Origin of the sequence: Mesorhizobium sp. M0771 (assembly GCF_040320155.1) — a bacterium.
Lineage (GTDB): Bacteria > Pseudomonadota > Alphaproteobacteria > Rhizobiales > Rhizobiaceae > Mesorhizobium.
Genome location: NZ_JAMYPC010000001.1, coordinates 17,348 through 37,013, shown reverse-complemented (window position 1 = coordinate 37,013; position 19,666 = coordinate 17,348). Strand labels below are relative to the sequence as shown.

Here is a 19,666-nt window from a genome sequence, read left to right as displayed (position 1 = left end):
CCCCTAAATCGAGCCAGCTACACGATGATCATTGAATTTTTCGGACCTCCAGGATCCGGCAAAACAACCTTCGCACATGCGCTTGCGCAGCAGCTGCGCGGGAAAGGCTATCACGCCAAGGTCGCTCTCAGCTACAAGCCAAGCACCAGGGCCGCCAAATATGACCTCGGAATCTTGCTATTCATATCAAGGATCGTATCGGCGATATTTTCAACCTCCAGAATACTGCTTTTTTCGGCAGGGCGAGCCGATGATATTTCCAATTCCTTTGCAATGGTGAGGATGATACCGCCAAGAAACCGAATTTGGCGCGCGCGAATCTGGCGATACATCCTGCACCTTTCGCGTTGCTGGAAGTCTGCTGAGCAATCGCCCGAAATTATAATTTTCGATCAAGGATATGTTCAAGCGATTGGTTCGCTTGCGATGTTTAATGGGAGCACCAACCCCAGAGCGCTGGAAAAGGCGCTCAGCCTCGCACCGGCGGCCGATCTCACCGTCAGGCTCTTGGTGCCAGCTGCGGTCGTGGAAAGTCGCCTTCGTCGGCGGATGGAGCTTGAGCCGCCGGCGGAACGGATTTTCGAGGCCGACTTGAACGTGAACATGCGCTCGTTCGCCGTTTTTGAAGCGATGCATGACCTCCTGACAACATCTGGCCGGGAAATCATCTCCGTCGAAAACACCGATGGTCCATCGACCTTTAAAAGTATTTGTCGGATTGAGAGACAAATACTTTCTGCATTGTCGCGCTTCGATAGGGCGGTCAGCGAAAAGCAAATTGAGTTGCCGGCTCATCGCGCAGATGTAACTGGTTCAGCAACCGCACCGCCGCGCAACAAGGACATGGGCTCGCGGCTCGCTTGGGCAAGCATATTCGCCCTGCTGATCTATATTGGTGGCGCTGGTTTGACCAGTCTTGCCCAGTTGGCAATTGCACGCCTTATTGGACCTCACAACTACGGCATCTATTCCTACGTTCAGGCTTGGACGTCAGTGCTCGCCTATCTGGCAACGCTTGGTTTTAATGTATCATTGTTGCGTTTCCTCCCGGCCTATAGGGCCAGTGGCAGGCTTGATCTGGCCCGCGGCGTGATAAGATTTGCGCTGCAGAGATCGCTGATAGCGGCAACCTTGTTCGGGATGATCGGCGCTGCGTCCGTCCTGTTCCTTTCAGATCCAACGGAAAGAGGGCTTGAGACAAGCATCGTGCTCGGCATGATGGCTGTGCCCTTGGTTACGGCCTATGCTCTCGGAGCCACGCTTGTGCGTGCTTTCGGCGGCGTTGTCTCGGCGTTGTTGCCGGAGCGCATCATGCGAGACGGACTCCTGCTCGTGTTGGTAGCGCTCCTGGCATTGTCGGGATTTCGAACAGTGGATGCGCCCTCGGTGACGATGGCGGTGCTTGTGAGTTCCGCTTTCACAGCGGCGCTGGTGTTCATCATCGCGAGGAGGTTTGAACCACCCGGCCTGGGACACGCCAAGCCAAGTTATGCCTCGAGGGAATGGTGGCTTGCCGTCCCCCCGCTCATGCTCATCACTGGGCTCGATGTTTTCGTCAGTCGGGCAGGAGTCCTGGTTTTGGGCTGGACAAGCCATATTGCTGAAGCGGGTATTTTCGCGCTGGCCTTGAATGTCGCGATGCTCGTGGGCCTGTCCCGTATCGCCGTGGCAACCATGTTTTCGCCAACAGCAGCCGATCTCTACGTCAGAGGCGATCGCAGAGGCCTACAACAACTGTTCGCGCGCGCAACCCTGCTTTCTGCTGGCGGTGCCATCCTGGTGGCCGTCCCAATGATGGTGATAGTCGAGCCGTTCTTGAGCTATTTCGGTGAGGGTTATAGCGCGGGAGCGCCGATCGCACGGGTTCTGATTTTGGGATATGTCTTTGTCGCGCTGTGCGGGCCCCAACAGAATCTCCTGACCATGACTGGAAATGAATGGGCTGCGGCAACGACGATGGTAGCGGGTGCTGTGGCCAATATAATTGCCTGTGCAGCCGGAGTTGCGGTGTACGGCCTGCTTGGCGCTGCGGTGGGTGTGGCACTTGCACTGAGCATCTGGAGCATTGCCATGGCCGTCTATATCCGCAAGCGACTGAAAATCATGCCAGGCTTGGTTTTTGCCTTGCTGTCGATGAGGCCGAGCGCGGTCGATGCCCGTCAATGGCATTGGTTCTTGAGGGCGAGCAAATGAGAGCACTGTTTTGGCTACGGTGATCGCCGTCGTTCGGGCAGGAAGTCACGAAGCCCGGATCGCACAAAGGCCATAGGGCTGCACAGACGCTTCGGCGTATCTCTGTTCCGGACACCCGCGCGGGCAGCCGATACTTCGCGGGCTGTGTCCGTCATTTGAAGGATGCATCAGTTTCGGAGGCGCCCCAGGGTGTGCTCACAATCTGCGGAGCATCCATGGAACAAGCCCGAATGGCGAGCGCCTCGGCGCCTGCAGTGCGCCGTCGCTCGGAGAGATCGACGCCTGTCGAGCGCAGCCAACGCGAAACCCTCACCCAGGTCCAGGTCCTGCGCGCCCTCGCGGCTAGTTCGGTCGCGCTGCGACACGCCCAGCATGATGCGGCCACCCTGGAATTACAGGCCGGCCGCACCTTTCAGAGCTGGAATCCGATACCATGGAGCGCTGGAGTCGATATTTTCTTCGTGATTTCCGGCCTTATCATGGTGCATACGTCGCGACAGCTGTTCGCAAAGCCCGGGGGCGCGCGTCTCTTCATTTCCCGCCGGATCGCGCGAATTGTCCCGCTATATTGGGCGCTCACCTCGCTCTACATTGCGGTAGCGGTGGCCGCCCCAAATCTTCTCAACCAGAGCTACGTCGATTTCAGGTTTGTAGTCGAATCCTACTTATTCGTTCCGGCCAGTCGCCCTGACGGCGTCGTTCAGCCGGTCTACGAGTTGGGTTGGACGCTCAATTATGAGATGCTGTTTTACGTGCTGCTCACGGCGACGATCGTGCTGCCCATGCGGTGGGCAGTTACGGTCCTGCTCACGATCCTGGTTGGGATGGTGCTCTTGGGCGCTCTTGCGGCTCCTTTGCCAGAGCCTTGGGGTTTCTGGACCAATCCGATCATCCTCGAATTCGCTTTCGGCGCGATGATCGGGGTCATGTGCGCCTCGGGCCTGCGGCCTTCCGGCCCAATCAGGGCCTGTGTCGCCGCAACGGGACTGGGTGCCCTGATGCTTGCGGCGGCGTTTCCCGATATCTCGGCCGGCTTTGGTCGCTCTGTCGTGTATGGCATTCCGGCGTCTCTAATTGTTTGGAGTGCTGCCTTGGCACCGCCGGGTAAACTGAGGCATGACAGCGTGGCGGCGAGGTGGGCCGCTGGCGTTGGCGATGCGTCATACGCTCTTTACCTCATGCATCCATTCGTGATCCGCGCCATGCGCATATTGTTCTGGCGTACAGGGTTGATCTTTGTGCTCGGTCCGTGGGCCTTCATCGGTTCGGCCTTGGCGATAACCCTCGGCGTGGCATTTATCACCCATCGTCTGTTCGAGAAGCCGCTCACCCGCTATGCGCGGCGCCTTTTGGGGGTCGGGCACAGTACAGGACGGCAGCTTGGGCCCCTTCCAGTGCCGGCGTATCCCAAGACAGATTGAAGGCGAGCCGCCACCCTGTCACACCAAGGAAATGGCGGCGTTGTGCTCACTATGCCGTTGCCGGAAGGCCAGCTGGTCGCACCTGCCCCACAGGGCGTGCATGGAATTCCCGATACCATTCCACGAAACGTTGCACGCCGTCCTCCAGTGTTGTCGCCGGTGCGAAGCCAACGGCGCGGCGGAGGTCCCTGACATCGGCGCGGGTTTCCAGGACGTCACCTGGCGGTAAAGGTACGTTGACGCGAACGGCGCGGCGACCAAGGGCCGTCTCGATGAGCGCGATCAGATGGTTGATTTCTTCCGGCCGATCATTGCCGATATTGTAGAGCCTATATGGCGCCGAACTGGTGGCAGGATCGGCAGCGCGACCGTCCCAACCGGGATCCTGACACGGTGGTTTGGCGAGCACGCGAACAACCCCCTCTACGATGTCGTCGATATAGGTAAAATCCCGCCATACGCGCCCGGCATTGGCGATTTCGATCGTTCGGCCCTCGGCGATGGCATGGGTGAAAGTATAGACTGCCATGTCGGGCCTGCCCCAGGGGCCATAGACGGTGAAGAAGCGCAGTCCGGTTACGGGGAAGCCGAACAGATGGCTGTAGGAATGCGCCATGCATTCGTTGGCGGCCTTGGTGGCGGCGTAGAAGCTCACCGGATGATTGGCACCATGATGCTCGGAAAAGGGTATGCGTCGATTGGCGCCATATACGGAGCTCGACGAGGCATAAACGAGATGGCTGACGCCCGCGTGTCGGCAGCCCTCCAGAACGTTGAGAAATGCGACTATGTTTGACTCCACATAGGCATGCGGGTCGACGAGCGAATGACGCACCCCGGCCTGGGCGGCCAGATGCACGAAGTGCGATGGCTGGAATTCGCAGAACAGCGCTTTCACCAGCGACCGGTCCGCCAGGTCGAAGCGCTTCGGCGTGAACCTCGGCTCGGCGCAGAGCCGTGTAAATCGCGCCTCCTTCAGCTTCAGGTCGTAGTAAGGCGTGAAGTTGTCGACGCCGATGACCTCGGCGCCGAGCCGCAAAAGGCGTGACGCAACATGAAATCCGATGAACCCAGCGGCGCCCGTGACGATGATCGGCCCCGTGTGCGTAACGTTCGACGCAGCACCATCCTGCAGCGCGTGAACGATATCCGCCAGCTTGTTGACCTTCGAATCTGCTTCGGCCATGGCAAGTCACTCCCGTTTCCAGGTTCCGCGTTCCGCGCTATCTCGGCAGCGCTTGAACGATCGGAAATGGCGCCGCCGGCCTTGTGATCTACGCGACAGCGCGCTCAATGCGGGCCGCCGCTGTCTGAATCAAAGCGGATGCAGACAGCAGTCGATTTCTCATGGCAAAACCGAAATGCGCCCCAAAAGAGCCACTAGTTCCGCCTGACGCCTCGTGTCGGTCTTGGCGAACAGCGAGGCGAGCTGAGAGCGAATAGTCGTGCGACTGAGATGCCAGCTACGGGCGATCTCCAGGGGCGCGTCGCCATGGGCGAGGCGTAGCGCCAACTGCGTTTCCGCGCTGGTCAAACCGAACATCCTTTGCAACGTGCGAGGGTTGGCCGCCGATTTGTTATCCCGGTCCAGCAATGCGACGACGGTTGTCCCGTCCGGTGTAACGACGCCCGTCTCGTTCATGGTCACCGGCCTGTCGCCTCTGCTGTGGATCACTACCCATGAGAGTGAGCCCGGCTGGAGGTGGACCGGAACATTCGCGACCAGCCGCCTCAACCCGGCAGCAAGCTCGACGGCTGTATCAGTTGCTTCGCCCTGGCGTGCGAGGGTGTCCCGAGCGGCAGCGTTCCATTCTATTACTTTCTTGTCTCGGTCCAGGACGAGATAGCCGCAACCCATACGATCAAGCATGCCGGTGATGGATTCCAGGCTGCGTCGTCGAGATCCGCCGACCCTTGCGTCCGGTCGGTCCACAAGGCTTATCGGCCTTTCGTGGCGGGTATCGTTCAATACAATGTATTGCCTGCCTGCAAGCGCATCGTTTCGCGTTTCAATCAGTGTCATCGCTTCCACCCAACCCATTGCTACTGACGCAAATCAAATCTGATGAAGTTGCTGCTTCAACTTGAATTTCCACATACTGCGAGAAATCTGCGAATGGTTTTTCCGCAGCGTCTCTTGGATATATCTTTCTGAAGAGCGCTCCTGACACCATGATTTTATTCGCCGGCAAAGTCATGGCAATCGGGCATTGGGATTAGGTGCCACCCCTTCGGCCTAGTCTCGACGGACTAGACCGAAAGTTGTAGTCTTTGCGCATGGGTTCGGACCTGCGCTGGCTCAAATCGAATGTGTCGAGCACTACGTGGGCTCATCTAGCTTCGCTTTTGGTGTTTGCAGCATCGATAGCATTCGAGGCGATAAGTACGGTATATGGCGGCCAGCCGTTGCCGCTTGTTGCGTTTATCCCCATAACCGTTGTCATCGTGTATCTTGAGGGCCGTTTTGTTGCCATCGCAGCAACGCTTCTGATGGCGGTCGCCGGCTTGTGGATGCGACACCTGTTGGACGGTCACCTCACTGGTCGAGACTGGACCGGGGCCGTCTTCCTTCTGGGTTCGGGTAGCCTGATCGCAACCGTGTTCCACCGCCTGCGACAAGATCTGCACGGCGCGCTCAGGGTGGCAGAAGCGAGGCTCGCTGCCATCGATGCTGCCGCCTTGGGCTTTGCTAATACCAATCGCCATGGCGAACTGCTGCAGTCGAACAGACGGCTTTTGGAGATGACCGGCTACGCGCACAAGGAACTTGCCCAACTGGAGCTGGAGGAACTCATTTTCCCCGACGATCGAGGTACTGTGCGGAAGCTTTTGCAAGATTTGGGCAATGGGACCGCGTCGGCGACGGATATCCGCGTTTTGCGCAAGGATGGCACGGCATTTTGGGCTCACCTGGCCCTGTCTTCGTCGCGGCCGGACGAGGCGCCAAATGAGAGCGTATTCGTGGTGGTTGACGATATTTCCGAGCGACAAGCGGCACGCGAGGCCCTTCGGGCTCAGAAGGAATGGCTCGATCTCGCCGTATCTGCCGGGCGCCTGGGCACATGGCAAATAGACATTGAGGATGGGACAGTCGCCGGCTCCGGCAAGTTCTGGGACATCCTTGGTCTGCCTCCGGCCCCAGTCCGCCGCTTGGAAGAACTCTCGGCCGTAATCCATCCCGTCGACTGGCCGAAGTTGTCCGCCTCGGCAAAGCCTTCATCGGCATTGAACTTTGACGTCGAGATTCGCGTCCGGCAAGTGGATGGTCACACACGCTGGATTGCATTGCGTGGACGGCAGGAAGAGCACGGCGACCGCAAAATGCGCATCGGGGTGGCGGCGGATCTGACCGAACGTCGACAAACAACTTTGCTTCGCGCCGCCGTAAAGAGACGCGAGCGCATAATGCGCGAAGAGCGCCATCGGTTCAGCAATGTGTTTCCAGTGATTAGAGCTCTGGTCAACATGATCGATACTCCCGACAATGATGTTGCCAAATACAAGGAGATGTTGATCGATTGGATTCGAACACTGGAGGCGACCCATCGCATCCTTTCTCGTCATGCCAACCTGTCAGGGATGCTCCATGAACTCGTGGACCGGGAATTGCAGCCCTTCAAGGAGACACGCGACATTACGATCAGTGGACCTTCCCTCACTGTGCCAAGCGGCGCCGCCGAGGGCTTGGCGATGATCCTTCACGAGTTGACGACAAACTCGGTGAAACATGGTGCGCTGGGTGACCCGAATGGCAAGGTCGAAGTTAAGTGGCGATTTGCATCCGAGGACGAAGGCGACGACCTCGTGTTCGATTGGGTGGAATCGGGCCGACGGAAGAGTTCAAAAGTCGTACGCCGCGGGTTCGGGTCACTGATAATCGGTGTGGACAGCACGCCGCTTGTCGGGCATTCCCCGAATATGGAAATAACCGAAGATGGCCTTCGATATTCGCTGCGTGTATCGCGCAAAGAAATTGAGGAATTTGGACTGCAATAGAGCCCCTCCAAGTCGAAGCCGACCAATTAACCGATGGTGTGGGCCCTTTGCTGCGATTTCCTGCAAGCAAACTCGGGCCGGTTCGAGGGGCATGCGTCAACTCGCCTGTCTCGTAAGCCAGCTTTGGAGCAACACAGCTGCTTCGGTACGGTTTCTAACCCCAAGCTCACGCAGCACGGCTGCGGCATGGATTTTCGTTGTCGCCTCGGCAATGTCCAGATTGCGGGCAATCTCCTTATTCGAGTACCCCTCTGCCATCAGCTTGAGGACGTCCTTCTGTCTAGACGTCAGCCTAGCGACGTCGCCCGAGCCCTCGTGCCGGCGGCTGGCATTTTGAACCGGAGGTGGGGGGGCATGCGATCTCTGGTCGGCAGACGTTCGAGATAGGAGAGATGGCACATAGATCCGGCCAGCGAGGATTTCGTTTACAGCCAGCACGACTTCTTCGTCGCTCTGCGATTTGACGATATACCCGTGAAGTCCGATCGAAAGCGCGGTCAGTATCTCCGAGCGGGAATCATCCCCGGAAACGATCGCAAAGCGAGTGTCAGGATAGGCAGCCATAAAGTCGCTGAGCACTTCCTGATGGAACAGCCCAGGCATGTTCAGATCGAGGATCGCAAGATCGATGGACGCCTGCTCCTCTAAAAGATTGACCGCGGCATCGAAACACGAAGCTTCGAATATTTCGGCGCTTGGAATTCCAGCCATGAGTGCCAGCCGGAGACCACGCCGATATAAGCCGTGATCGTCGGCAATGACGATCCGAGCCATGCAACTACCCCAACGCGTTACTCGGTTCCCGACGAGAAAACCCGCTGGAACCTCCCATTCGCCTATGATCGACAATCCGTGGTGGTCCTAAAATGGCGGCCATCCACTGGTCAACGCATCACAGTGATGTCCGCAGCGTCCCATCCACGCACATCCAGAACGTCTAATATAATACTAAATTGCGAAGCTCATCCATAGATTTTTAACCCTGGCGTGCGGTGCCTGTCCGCAAAACGATGCCGGTTTCCCATCTCTGGGTCCAAGCCAGCTGTTCAGGACCATCGTAATCATGTGGCATCTGTTATGTCGCCACCCGCTGTCGCCGGACCTGTAGGCCGGTCCGGCCCTGGCGGATCGCAGCTTTCTTGAAAGCAACTGCTTTCGTTTTATCGGCGTCATGATCAGTGCCCAATCGCGCTTCTGTAGGCTGTTGATCTCGTGGCCATCTAATACCTTGAACGTTTTGAATCCCTACCATTCGAATGCACGACGACAGCCGCCCCGGCTGTCACATACCTTTTCGCATATGATGTTCGGATTGCCGCCGAGGTTTGGCCGGATTTGAGGGGGTGCCCTGGCCGGACAATGGAACACCGATCCCGAACAAAGCCAACTGCAGATCAGGAGGATCGAATGAAAGCGGTGATTCAATGTGGTGGGATGGGTACGCGCCTTCGACCGTTTACATCGGTCCTGCCGAAACCATTAATGCCGATAGGGGCCCGGCCTGTTCTTGAGTTGCTTTTGAAGTGGCTGCGGCGCAACGGCATTGAAGAGGTATATATTACGACAGGGTATCTAGGACATTTGATCCGTAGCGTCTGCGGCGACGGATCGCAATGGAACTTGAAGATCAAATATACCCAGGAAATGGAGCCACTCGGCACCGTCGGACCTCTCTCTCTGATTAGGGATGAACTGAACGAAACATTTGTCGTTCTGAACGGCGATGTCCTCACAGATCTAAGCCTGAGCCGGTTTGTAGCCGCGCACCGCTTGCATAGGGATCCCGTTACGATTGCCACGGCGTGCCGTCATATCAAGATGGACTTCGGGGTCATCGACGAGATCGACAATACCGTCCAGCTCTTCCGGGAAAAGCCGACGCTTTCCCATCTCGTCAGCATGGGGATTTACTGCATGAACCCAGATGTCCTGCGGTTCATTCCGTCCGGGATCCCATTTGGGTTCGATGACCTGATGCTGCAGATGATGCAGGGCGGCACGACCGTGCATGTTTACAAGCATGACGGTCTTTGGCTCGACATCGGTCGTGTCGATGACTTCCAGAATGCACAGGCAATTGCCTGGGAAGATCAGTCGTCCTCAATCGAGGTCGCGGCTGCCGCTGCAGCCGCATGAAAGTCTGATGCAGAGGTCTAGCCACTAACAAGGCTTTCAGGAGGTCAAAATGCTCTTGGTGAGCGCCCCGATCCTAGGCGTGCCAGAGAAGGCAGCCCTGTCGCAGGTGATTGATAGCGGCTGGCTTACGATGGGGGACAGGGTACGAGAGTTCGAACAGGCCTTTGCCGGCATGCATGGCGCGCGAGATTGCGTTGCGGTTGGTTCCTGCACCGCAGCGCTCCATCTTCTCCTCCATGCTTTGGGCATCGGCCCTGGCGACGAAGTACTGGTTCCTTCGCTGACGTTCGTGGCGACGGCGAATGCGGTGCTGTATGTAGGGGCGACGCCGGTCTTCGTCGATATCGAGTCCGTCGACGTGCCGTTGATCTCGGTTGCGGAAGCCGAAGCGCGGTGCACGACGCGCACGAAAGCGGTCATTCTCGTTCACTTCGCCGGGTATCTCCCCGATCGGGAACAATGGCAGCGGTTCGCCCGGCTTCGCGGGCTGCATATCATCGAGGACGCTGCGCACGCGCCCGGGCTTAGGGAAGTCGGGACATTCGGCGCCGCGGCCGCGTTCAGCTTCTATGGCAACAAGAACATGACAACGGCCGAAGGGGGCGCCGTGATCGCACGTGACCCCGATCTGCTCGACAGGGTTCGCCTGGCCCGCGGGCACGGAATGACCACGGGGACGCATCAGCGGCTGAACAGTCGTACGCCGCAATATGATGTCACGATGCTCGGGTTCAACTACCGAATGGACGAGATGCGAGCGGCAATAGGGCTGGTTCAGTTGCAGAACCTGCAAGAGTGGAACGAAATCAGGCGTATCATAGCTGTCTTGTACCGACGCCTGATCGCGGACCGTTGCCCAGCCATTGTCATTCCATTTAGCGAACCCCGGACGTCGGCTTACCACATCATGCCGATCGTCCTGCCGCGCTACGCGAGCCGGCAGGATGTCATCGACGAGCTGCGGACACAGGGCATACAGACCACCATCCACTACCCGCCGGTGCACCAAATGACGTTCTACCGCGAGCGCTTTCCCGGCGTGAGTTTGCCCCGAACAGAGGATTTCGCTGAGCGAGAGCTCACAATTCCGCTGCACCCCCAGATCACTTCCGCCGCCGCCGAATCAGTCGTGGCTGCCCTGGCAGCCGCGCTCAAAACAGGCGCGCTCAAAGCAGGCGCCCAAAGAGGAACTGCTGCATGAATGCGTTAGACCCTGCCTTTCACCGGATGTTCGTTCCAAATCCTGATCACGGCTTTGCGAGACGCGCAATCGATCTTGCGGTGGCGGGCATCGCTACCGTCGCATTGGCGCCATTGATGCTGCTGATCGCCGGAGCGCTTCTGCTCGAGGGCGGTGGCTCGATCTTGTTCGCTCAGACCCGCATCGGGGCCGGCGGCCGAACCTTCCGCATGTACAAATTTCGCAAATTCGGTGTGAACTGCGGCTCTCAAGGCCTTGCGCTGACGGTCGTGGGCGATACACGCATGACCACCGTTGGCCGCTTTCTCGCAGCGACGAAGCTGGACGAACTACCGCAGCTGTGGAATGTCCTCAAAGGCGAAATGGCGATCGTCGGTCCACGACCCGAGAGCCTGGCTTTCGCCGATTGTTTCCGGGGCGAGCTTAGGGCCGTGCTGCAATACAAGCCAGGCCTGCTGGGTCCAGCCCAGGTCGTTTTTCGGCACGAAGCACATTACTTCCCCCAATCCGTGGATCCGATCGTGTTCTACCGGGAGGTCATGTTCCCCGCCAAGGCAACACTGGACCTCTCGTATTATCCGCGACGCACCATCGTCTCCGACCTCGCGTGGATGGTGCGGGGAGTGCTGGCAGTGGTCGGTTGGGTTCCGGTACCGCCGATCGACGTTTGAATATCCAAGGGAAGCGTTCCAAACAGCCAAGGGAATGCGCAGTGATGAGCTACAATGGAAAGAAAGTCCTGGTGACCGGCGCGGACGGATTCATCGGTTCGCATGTCACGGAGGCGCTTGTTCGCAACGGGGCAGATGTCACAGCCCTTGCCCTTTACAATTCCTTTGACAGCCATGGATGGCTAGACGATCTGCCGGACACCATCCGCAGCCAGTTGAGGCTCGTCCGTGGTGACGTCCGCGACAGTGCGTTCCTTAACCGGATCATGCGCGGCCAAGCCGCGGTTTTTCATCTGGCGGCGCTTATTGCGATTCCATACTCCTACGCCGCTGCCCAGTCCTATGTGGAAACCAACATCCTGGGCACGGTGAATGTCCTCGAAGCGGCGCGCCTATGGGAGACGGAGCGGGTGATCCATACCTCGACGAGCGAGGTCTATGGAACTGCCCAAACCATGCCGATCGGCGAAACACACCCCCTGCAGGGACAGTCACCATATTCGGCATCCAAAATCGGCGCCGACATGATGGCGGAGTCCTACGCCAGGTCGTTCGATGTCCCTGTGGTCATCATGCGACCCTTCAACACGTATGGCCCGCGCCAGAGTGAGCGCGCCATCGTGCCGACCATTATCCGGCAAGTCCTCGACCCGAAATGTCCTGCGATCATGGTCGGGGATACCAGCCCGATCCGCGACCTGACCTATGTCGAAGACACCGCGACAGCGTTCCTGACCGCAGGTCTCGCCCAGCTCGAGTTCGGCCACGCCTACAACGCTGGCAGCCAACGCGCTGCGACCGTCTCGGACGTATTGGCCATTGTTCTTGAGTTGACCGATTGCAAAAAGCCGGTCCGTCGTGATGAAAGCCGCCTGAGGCCGCAAAATTCCGAAGTTCGCGCCTTGCTCGCCGATTCCTCGCGCTTTGAACGTGAGACTGGATGGCGGACACAGACCAGCCTGCGCGATGGGCTGGAGCGAACAATCACGTGGTGGCGCGAGCGCCTTAGTGAAGGCCGGGTACGGCGCGAAGTGGGTTACATGACATGACCCTGGGCGGCCGTCATGCGTTGGCGCTGTTGCTGGCTGCCGGTGCCATATCTCCCAACATCAACGTTGCCGGCGGCCGTCAAAGCAAGGCAGCGGAGGTGGCGGCCACAGCGGTCGTGAACAACCTGCCGGGCTATGTGCGCCAAACAAGGGATCCTTGGTCTGGCATGGTTTTCGCACGGATCACCAGACCGGGCGTTCTCGGCCGGGCGGGTGTATGCGGGAAGAAGTACTGCACCCACCGTTACTCAAGCGCACAGGCTTGGAATGCCGACCAGAGCCTGCTCCTGATCGCCAATGGCTGCGGTGGCCTGTGCTTTCTCGACGGACAAACCTACTTGCCTTTGTTCCACCGCAACCGCGCGACCGAATGCGAATGGCATCCCACCGATCCCGAGTTGATGATCTGCGTCGGGGGCCGGCAGATTGCGACATGGGCCCCACGTACCGATCATGAGGACGTCGTGTTCGCCTCCGGAGCGTACTCCAACCTCAAATTTGGACCCAACAAAGGCAATCCGAGCCGCGACGGCAGCCGGATTGCGGTGCGTGCAACGAACAATGACGGCCGAGCGGTGGTCTTTGCCTACGATCTCAAGCTACGGCAGAAATTCCCGGATATCGATCTTGCCGAATTCCCGGGAACAACCGGCTCCTGCTCAATCTCACCACTCGGAATCAACATATTGTGTTCCCAGCAATTACCGGACGGAATCGAAGCGAGTTTCGTCTTCTCCATAGACGGCATATTGCGCCAGAAGTGGATGGAGCACCATCGACCAGGCCATGGCGACATGACGGTCGATTCCGACGGAAGCGAAATCTATGTCGGGATCAGCAAATCGGATCCTGACAAATATCAGGTGATCAAGCGCCGCTTGGCTGATGGCAAGGCTACCTCGCTGATGAAATATGGCGAGGCCATGCATGCGTCACTCAGGTCGCTCGGCAGGCCCGGCTGGGTGTTTCTGAGTTATGGCGGCACGCCAGCCGAACTATCGCAGCACCCCGATTGGGCGCCTTACGCTCAGCAAGTCATTGCGCTGCGTCTAGACGGCAGTGGAGAGGTCCGCCGTGTCGCAGACACGCACAACGCGCCCTTCGACTACTGGAGCGAGACGCATGCCTCTCCGTCTCCAGACGGCACCCAGGTGGTCTGGTCCAGCAACTGGGGCGTGCCCGGTGGCCCGGTATACGATTTCGTTACTCGTGTTGAATGGCCTTTGAAGCCGGTGTTCGACCGGAAGGAGATTGTCGCAAATGACCTTCAGTAGACGATACGTTCTTGGCGCAGTCGTGATGATGTCGCTAACCTCGATGGCTTGCGCAGGCGAGGTCGAGCCCTATCAACTCTCACCTGGCGATACGGTCGAGATAGGAATAGCGCCGATCCCTGATCGGACGCAGCGCGCCGTAGTCCAGATGGATGGCAATATTGCCCTTCCGGAGGCGGGGATGATCATGGTCGCAGGCCTGACGGCGTCTCAATTGCAAAGGCGCATGCAAGAGCTCTTGCCAAGCAAGATTTTTCACGTGCGTCTGACTGACGGGCGGGAGCAGACAGTTACTGTCGAGCCCGACGATGTCACAGCAATCATAGCGGACTATCGCCCGATCTATGTAACGGGCGATGTGCTCACCCCAGGACAACAGGCCTACCGTCCGCTCATGACTGTACGGCAGGCGCTGGCCGTTTCCGGCGGCTTCAGTTTTTTGCGATCACGGGCGGGCCAGGCCGGGCCTGATCCGGTCGATCTCAAGCGCGATTACGAAATGCTCTGGGGAGATTACACGAAAGAATACCTTCACGCTGCCCGCATTCGCGCCGAGCTTCAGGGCCAGGCGGATTTCGACAAGAAGACACCACAGGGATCACCTCTTTCGCCGAGCGTTGTAGCCGCGATGGCTCAGGCTGAAGCAGAGGCGCTAAAGGTTGCGCTGAGTGATTTCCGGCAAGAGCAGGATTTTCTGGAGAAGGGCCGGACGGACGCTGCCGAGCAAATTGGCGTTTTGCAGAAACGCGAACGAGTCGAGGGCGAGAGCGTGAAGGCGGATGAGCAAGATTTGGCGCGAGTGACGAAGGCATTCGATGCAGGCAATCTGACCAACACCCGGCTCGCGGATGTCAGGCGCGCGTTGCTTTTATCTTCAAGCGGCGCGCTTCAAACCTCGGTCGAACTGATGAGGGCGCGGCGCCAGCAGGAGGACTTTGTCAGACAGCACGAACGCAACGACAATCAAAGGAGGATTGGCCTGCTGACGGATCTGAAGGACACCAACGCCCGGCTGGCGGATGTCACCGCCAGGCTCCATGCCGCCAGCGAGAAGCTGCAGCCGACCGGAGCATCCACACAGCCATTGCCGATTGCCGGCGAAACGGTACGGGCCCAGGTGACCATCGTACGCAAGATCGGCAATGAATGGCGCAAGCTGTTGGTTGACGAAGATGCGATTGTGCTGCCGGGGGATACTGTCGAAGCCAGATTCAGCAGTGAACTGCAAAGTGTGGCAGTCCAATAGGGCGTCAGCCGCAGTCCGTGCGGAGCTTACTGTTCTATCGGGGGGCGAACCCAACTGAACGGAGATCCAAGGTGAGGCGCATTTTCAACCAGGGAGCGACCCTGACACCCTCAACGAACGCGGATCAGGTGACGCAGTCGTCAAGTTATGCTTTCCATATGCCGTCAGCGCGAATTGTGCGGTCCAGGTCGCGCGCCGGTGAGTCCGGAAATTGGCAGGAATTTACGTCTAGCAAGGAGAGCAATGCGCAGGGCGGCTTCGTGTCGGACGGCTACAGGACCAGCCATTGCGCGCCCGGCTACGGCCAACATTACAACAAAACACACAGGTCCGGCTATTATGGCGCGCTTTGGGAGAACATCGAAAAGCCGCTGATCCTCGACGTTCTTCGCCCCTTGAGCGGAGCTAGCCGAAACTGCCTCGATTTCGCATGCGGAACAGGCCGCATCGCCGAGGTAGCCGCCGGCCTCTTCAGCGAGGTGGTTGGCGCCGACGTTTCCAGAACGATGCTCGACAGCGCGCAAGTACCGCCCAATGTGAGTTTGCGTCACGTCGACCTGACAAGGGAGCAGCTCGGTATGACGTTCGATGTGGTAACGGCATTTCGTTTTTTCCTGAACGCAGAGGATGAACTGAAATGGCATGCACTGAAGGCGATCAATGAGCACCTGAAAGATGGCGGGCGGCTTGTGTGCAACGTTCACATGAATGCGACGTCGCCCGTCGGCCTGGCGTGCCGGCTGCTCAATCGAGCGTCTGGACGCACAATTCGCAACACGCTGAGCGCAGCGAGGTTCAAGGCCCTCCTGGCTGCCTCGGGATTCACCGTCGAGCAGACGATACCGTACGGTTACCTGCCTCGGCCGGGAAATCTGTTGCCAGGGTTCTGTGAAATGATGATGCAGCCTGTCGAGAAGGCCTGCAGAACGCTTTGCGTTCCTGGCCAGATGGCGCAACACTTCGTAGTTGTTGCGAGGAAGCGCTAAAGCGCGAAAGTGCCCCGAAAAAAGCAGGGGGCGGTTTTCTTGGGCCGCTCCGCCCGGCATGAAGCCCCGCCCAAATACCATGGAACGGCAGTTTTCCCCCGATTTAACATGTGGGTTCCGGGTTTCTGAGGGCAGCGCCACGATTTTGCTACATTTTGACTAAAGTCCAAGCATGTTAGTGGGGCGTAATATTAGAAAGCCAAGGGGATACGCTCCTGAACAGCAAGAGATTGTCGGTGCCCAGTGGGGCCAGTGAGCTTGCGCAACGATCTCTCACGGGAGGTCGAAACCTATGAACCCTGGTGGAAGGAGTTCGTCGGATCTGCGAGGCGCAATGCTTGGGACCGTGCCTGGCCTGGTGGGCGTCGGCGTCTTCTCGGCAGTCATAAACCTTCTCGCCCTGACCGGCTCGGTCTATATGCTGCAAATTTACGATCGCGTTTTACCTTCGCAGAGCGTTCCGACGCTTGTCGGGTTCACGATCGGAATGCTGGGTCTTTACGCGGTCTACGGGCTGCTGGATTTCGTGCGCCTGCGCCTGCTGGTTCGAGTGGGCAATCGTGTCCATAGGAATTTGAAGCAGAGGGTGTTCGGCCTCTCGCTGTCCTTGCCGCTCATTGGCGGGCAGGATGCGAACCGGATACAGCCCCTCCGTGATCTCGATCAGTTACGCGGCTTCCTTTCCGGAATGGGGCCGACTGTTATATTCGACGCTCCGTGGATTCCATTTTACCTGCTGATCATCTATTTCCTGCATCCTGCGCTCGGTCTGTTGTCCACAAGCGGTGCGATCATTGTCGTGCTGCTCACGGTCATGGCGGAAGTTCTTGGCCGCACATCGGTGACACGCGCGTCCGAGACGCTGGTGTCGCAACGCAATCTCGCCGAATCCGGACGCCGCAACGCGGAAGTCGTACGCGCGATGGGCCTTTCCGCACGGCTTGCCCACCGCTGGGGCGAGATCAATAACGCATATCTGCGGCACCAAGAGAGGCTTTCCGACGTCGTCGGCGCCACCGGGGCACTCTCTAGGGCACTGCGTTTGGCCTTGCAGTCCTGCGTTCTTGGACTGGGTGCCTACCTGGTGATAGGAGGCGAAGCCTCGCCAGGTGTGATCATCGCATCCTCCATCTTGCTGGGCCGCTCATTGGCTCCTGTTGACGCCGCTATCGCGAACTGGCGAGGCTTCGCCGCGTTCCGGCAAAGCTATTCGCAACTGGCAACGGCCCTGGCCGCTTTTCCTGACCGGGACGAACATATGGAACTTCCGCGCCCCCAAGCGGAGCTTGCGGTCGAGGACCTGACTATAGCGCCACCGGGCCAGCAAAAACCGACGGTAGCCAATGTCAGCTTCCGCCTGGCTGCAGGGACGGGAATGGCCGTTGTCGGCCCGAGCGGTTCTGGCAAAAGCACGCTTGTGCGCGCGCTGGTGGGCGTCTGGCAGCCACTTCGCGGCACGGTGAGGCTGGACGACGCCTCGCTTGACCAATGGGACCAAGAACGTCTTGGCGCACATATTGGCTACCTGCCCCAGGACGTCGAACTGTTTGATGGAACGGTTGCCGATAACATTTCGCGATTTGGCGGGAAGGGCGACGCCAAGGGCGTGCTTGCAGCTGCCAAGGCAGCGGGCGTCGACAAAATGATCCTGCGATTGCCGAACGGTTTTCAAACTCGCATGGGCGAGGGAGGAACAGCGTTGTCGGCTGGACAGCGGCAACTCGTAGGGCTTGCCAGGGCACTTTACGGCGATCCGTTTCTCGTCGTTCTGGACGAGCCGAATTCAAATCTGGACGTCGATGGCGATACCGCCTTGGCCGGCGCGATCCTGGCAGTGCGCAGACGTGGAGGCATCGTCATCGTAGTTGCGCACCGTCCTTCTGCCCTTACCAACATCGACAGGGTACTCGTAATGTCCAATGGGATGCTTCACGCCTTCGGCTCACGCGAGGAGGTCCTGGCCAACGTCATCCGCCCCTTTGCTGCGCCTGTTGAACGCCCGGCAGCGGCCGTCGCGATGCACAAAGGGGTGAGCGGTCATGCATGAGGGATATTTTTTTGTCTGAGGCGACGATGGCTCCATCGGCCCCGATCGGCAATGGGAGCCGGCGCAACGCGATGATTTCGGGCACGCGCGATGGAATCAGGGCCAACCTGATCCTGGGGGCGGCGGTCACGGTTACGTTAATTGCCGGCGGCGGGCTCTGGCTCGGTCTGACCAAGATTGCTGGCGCGGTAATTGCGCCTGCGACCGTGGTGGTCGAGAGCAACATAAAGAAGGTCCAGCATCTGACGGGCGGCACGATAGGGGGCATCTTCGCGCAAGATGGGGACCATGTACGGGCCGGCGATGTGATGGCACGGTTGGACGACACACTGACACGGGCCAATCTGCAGATAATTAGCAAGGATCTTGATCGGGCAACGGTTCGGCTTGTGCGGCTGGAGGCAGAGCGGCAAGGCCTGTCGGAGATGCAGCTTCCGTTCAGCCTTCAAGCGCGAATGGGCGAGCCGGAGCTGGCTGCGCTCGTGAACGGCGAGCGCACGCTGTTCGACAGCCGCGCTACGGCCCTCAACGGGCAGAAGGCACAGTTGCAAAGCCGCTCAAAGCAACTCGAACGCCAAGTTGAGGGCCTCAAGGCGCAACAGACCGCGGAAGAACAATCCGTGGTCCTGCTGGATGGCGATCTTGTCGATGTACAGGCGCTTTTTACAAAGAAGCTGGTGTCCAAAGAGCGACTTAGCAACATCAGACTGGATGCCACCCGGGCGCACGGAGAATCAGGGCGCCTCGCGGCGGCGGTTGCCGAGGCGCAGGCCAGGATCAGCGAGACCGAACTGCAGATACTTCAGCTCGATGAACAAAGGCGTAGTGACGTAACGAGCGAACTTCGTGAAACGGAAGCCAAGCAGACCGAACTCAGCGAGCGCAAGGTTGTGGCGCAGGACGAACTGGCCAAAACCACCATCCGCGCTCCGCAATCGGGAACGGTACAGGAATCTTCCATTCACACGATCGGCGGCGTGATTGCCGCGGGCGAAGTTCTGATGATGATCGTCCCTGACACCGGCAACCTTGTGGTCGACGCGCTGATTGCGCCGTCGCGCATAGATGACGTTCGTCCAGGTCAGCGGGTCTCGATCCGGTTTCCGGCTTTCGACGCCGGTACCACGCCTGCCTGCCAAGGGTCTGTCAAGCGCATCTCGGCGGACCTGATAAAAGATCAACAGCGCCAGCTTTCTTATTTCTCGGCGCGCATCAATGTCGAAGACAAGTCCACCTGTCTGACCGATGCCAAAGTGCTCAAACCCGGTATGCCAGCGGAGGTTCACATAAGTACGGACGAACACAGCGTCTGGTCTTATCTGCTGAAGCCGCTTACCGACCAGATGTCGAGGGCTTTCCGGGAATGACATGGCGGCTGTGAGCGGTCGACCGCGGGAACACGGCAGGCGTGCTTGCTGACATATTAGGGTAGGCGACGTGATGCCA

General features: G+C 58.8%; 15 protein-coding genes. 12 read left to right on the top strand and 3 right to left on the bottom strand.

Going from position 1 to position 19,666, the window contains the following annotated elements; translation table 11 throughout:
• Nucleotides 1–24: 24 nt before the first annotated feature.
• Both NKI05_RS00160 and NKI05_RS00155 read left to right on the top strand, forming a co-directional pair.
• Nucleotides 25–2,193 (top strand): polysaccharide biosynthesis C-terminal domain-containing protein, encoded by a 2,169-nt coding sequence (locus NKI05_RS00160; protein ID WP_031205248.1) that lies wholly within the window; start codon nucleotides 25–27, stop codon nucleotides 2,191–2,193.
• A 215-nt stretch (nucleotides 2,194–2,408) separates the two neighbouring features.
• Nucleotides 2,409–3,614 carry an acyltransferase family protein gene (locus NKI05_RS00155; protein ID WP_081727310.1) on the top strand — a complete coding sequence of 402 codons (1,206 nt, stop codon included), beginning with the start codon at nucleotides 2,409–2,411 and terminating at the stop codon, nucleotides 3,612–3,614.
• A gap of 49 nt (nucleotides 3,615–3,663) precedes the next feature.
• Here NKI05_RS00155 and NKI05_RS00150 read toward each other — a convergent pair whose 3' ends face one another.
• Both NKI05_RS00150 and NKI05_RS00145 read right to left on the bottom strand, forming a co-directional pair.
• Complete coding sequence (locus NKI05_RS00150; RefSeq protein WP_023670899.1) at nucleotides 3,664–4,800, bottom strand: NAD-dependent epimerase/dehydratase family protein; 1,137 nt, start codon at nucleotides 4,798–4,800, stop codon at nucleotides 3,664–3,666.
• 159 nt (nucleotides 4,801–4,959) lie between these two features.
• Nucleotides 4,960–5,637, bottom strand: a complete 678-nt coding sequence (locus NKI05_RS00145; protein WP_023689781.1) for a helix-turn-helix transcriptional regulator — start codon at nucleotides 5,635–5,637, stop codon at nucleotides 4,960–4,962.
• A 254-nt stretch (nucleotides 5,638–5,891) separates the two neighbouring features.
• Here NKI05_RS00145 and NKI05_RS00140 point away from each other — a divergent pair, with 254 nt between their 5' ends.
• Nucleotides 5,892–7,610, top strand: coding sequence for a sensor histidine kinase (locus tag NKI05_RS00140; protein ID WP_023689782.1), 1,719 nt, complete (start codon nucleotides 5,892–5,894; stop codon nucleotides 7,608–7,610).
• A 96-nt stretch (nucleotides 7,611–7,706) separates the two neighbouring features.
• Here the strand turns inward: NKI05_RS00140 and NKI05_RS00135 are convergent, their stop codons facing one another.
• Nucleotides 7,707–8,384, bottom strand: coding sequence for a LuxR C-terminal-related transcriptional regulator (locus NKI05_RS00135; RefSeq protein WP_023681040.1), 678 nt, complete (start codon nucleotides 8,382–8,384; stop codon nucleotides 7,707–7,709).
• Between the two features lie 633 nt (nucleotides 8,385–9,017).
• Between NKI05_RS00135 and NKI05_RS00130 the strand changes: the two genes are divergently transcribed.
• From NKI05_RS00130 to NKI05_RS00090, 9 genes are all read left to right on the top strand, one after another.
• A complete protein-coding gene (locus NKI05_RS00130) occupies nucleotides 9,018–9,746 on the top strand; it encodes a nucleotidyltransferase family protein (RefSeq protein WP_023681041.1) in 729 nt (242 codons plus the stop codon).
• Nucleotides 9,747–9,795: 49 nt separating this feature from the next.
• Nucleotides 9,796–10,947, top strand: coding sequence for a DegT/DnrJ/EryC1/StrS family aminotransferase (locus tag NKI05_RS00125; protein WP_023681042.1), 1,152 nt, complete (start codon nucleotides 9,796–9,798; stop codon nucleotides 10,945–10,947).
• Nucleotides 10,944–11,618, top strand: a complete 675-nt coding sequence (locus NKI05_RS00120) for a sugar transferase (protein WP_023681043.1) — start codon at nucleotides 10,944–10,946, stop codon at nucleotides 11,616–11,618. The genes NKI05_RS00125 and NKI05_RS00120 overlap by 4 nt, the downstream gene beginning before the upstream one ends.
• A 44-nt stretch (nucleotides 11,619–11,662) precedes the next feature.
• Complete coding sequence (locus tag NKI05_RS00115; protein ID WP_023681044.1) at nucleotides 11,663–12,667, top strand: SDR family NAD(P)-dependent oxidoreductase; 1,005 nt, start codon at nucleotides 11,663–11,665, stop codon at nucleotides 12,665–12,667.
• Entirely contained in the window at nucleotides 12,664–13,941 is a 1,278-nt protein-coding gene (locus NKI05_RS00110) for a hypothetical protein (RefSeq protein WP_023815057.1), read from the top strand. The genes NKI05_RS00115 and NKI05_RS00110 overlap by 4 nt, the downstream gene beginning before the upstream one ends.
• The gene (locus NKI05_RS00105; protein WP_023815058.1) at nucleotides 13,928–15,187 is read left to right on the top strand and encodes a polysaccharide biosynthesis/export family protein; all 1,260 of its coding nucleotides are present in this window, start codon (nucleotides 13,928–13,930) and stop codon (nucleotides 15,185–15,187) included. The genes NKI05_RS00110 and NKI05_RS00105 overlap by 14 nt, the downstream gene beginning before the upstream one ends.
• A 71-nt stretch (nucleotides 15,188–15,258) precedes the next feature.
• Nucleotides 15,259–16,173: a class I SAM-dependent methyltransferase gene (locus NKI05_RS00100; protein WP_245261791.1), complete on the top strand. Its 915-nt coding sequence runs from the start codon at nucleotides 15,259–15,261 to the stop codon at nucleotides 16,171–16,173.
• A 334-nt stretch (nucleotides 16,174–16,507) separates the two neighbouring features.
• Nucleotides 16,508–18,220, top strand: a complete 1,713-nt coding sequence (locus NKI05_RS00095) for a type I secretion system permease/ATPase (protein WP_023815059.1) — start codon at nucleotides 16,508–16,510, stop codon at nucleotides 18,218–18,220.
• A gap of 71 nt (nucleotides 18,221–18,291) precedes the next feature.
• Nucleotides 18,292–19,587 (top strand): HlyD family type I secretion periplasmic adaptor subunit, encoded by a 1,296-nt coding sequence (locus NKI05_RS00090; RefSeq protein WP_348626200.1) that lies wholly within the window; start codon nucleotides 18,292–18,294, stop codon nucleotides 19,585–19,587.
• Nucleotides 19,588–19,666: the final 79 nt, after the last annotated feature.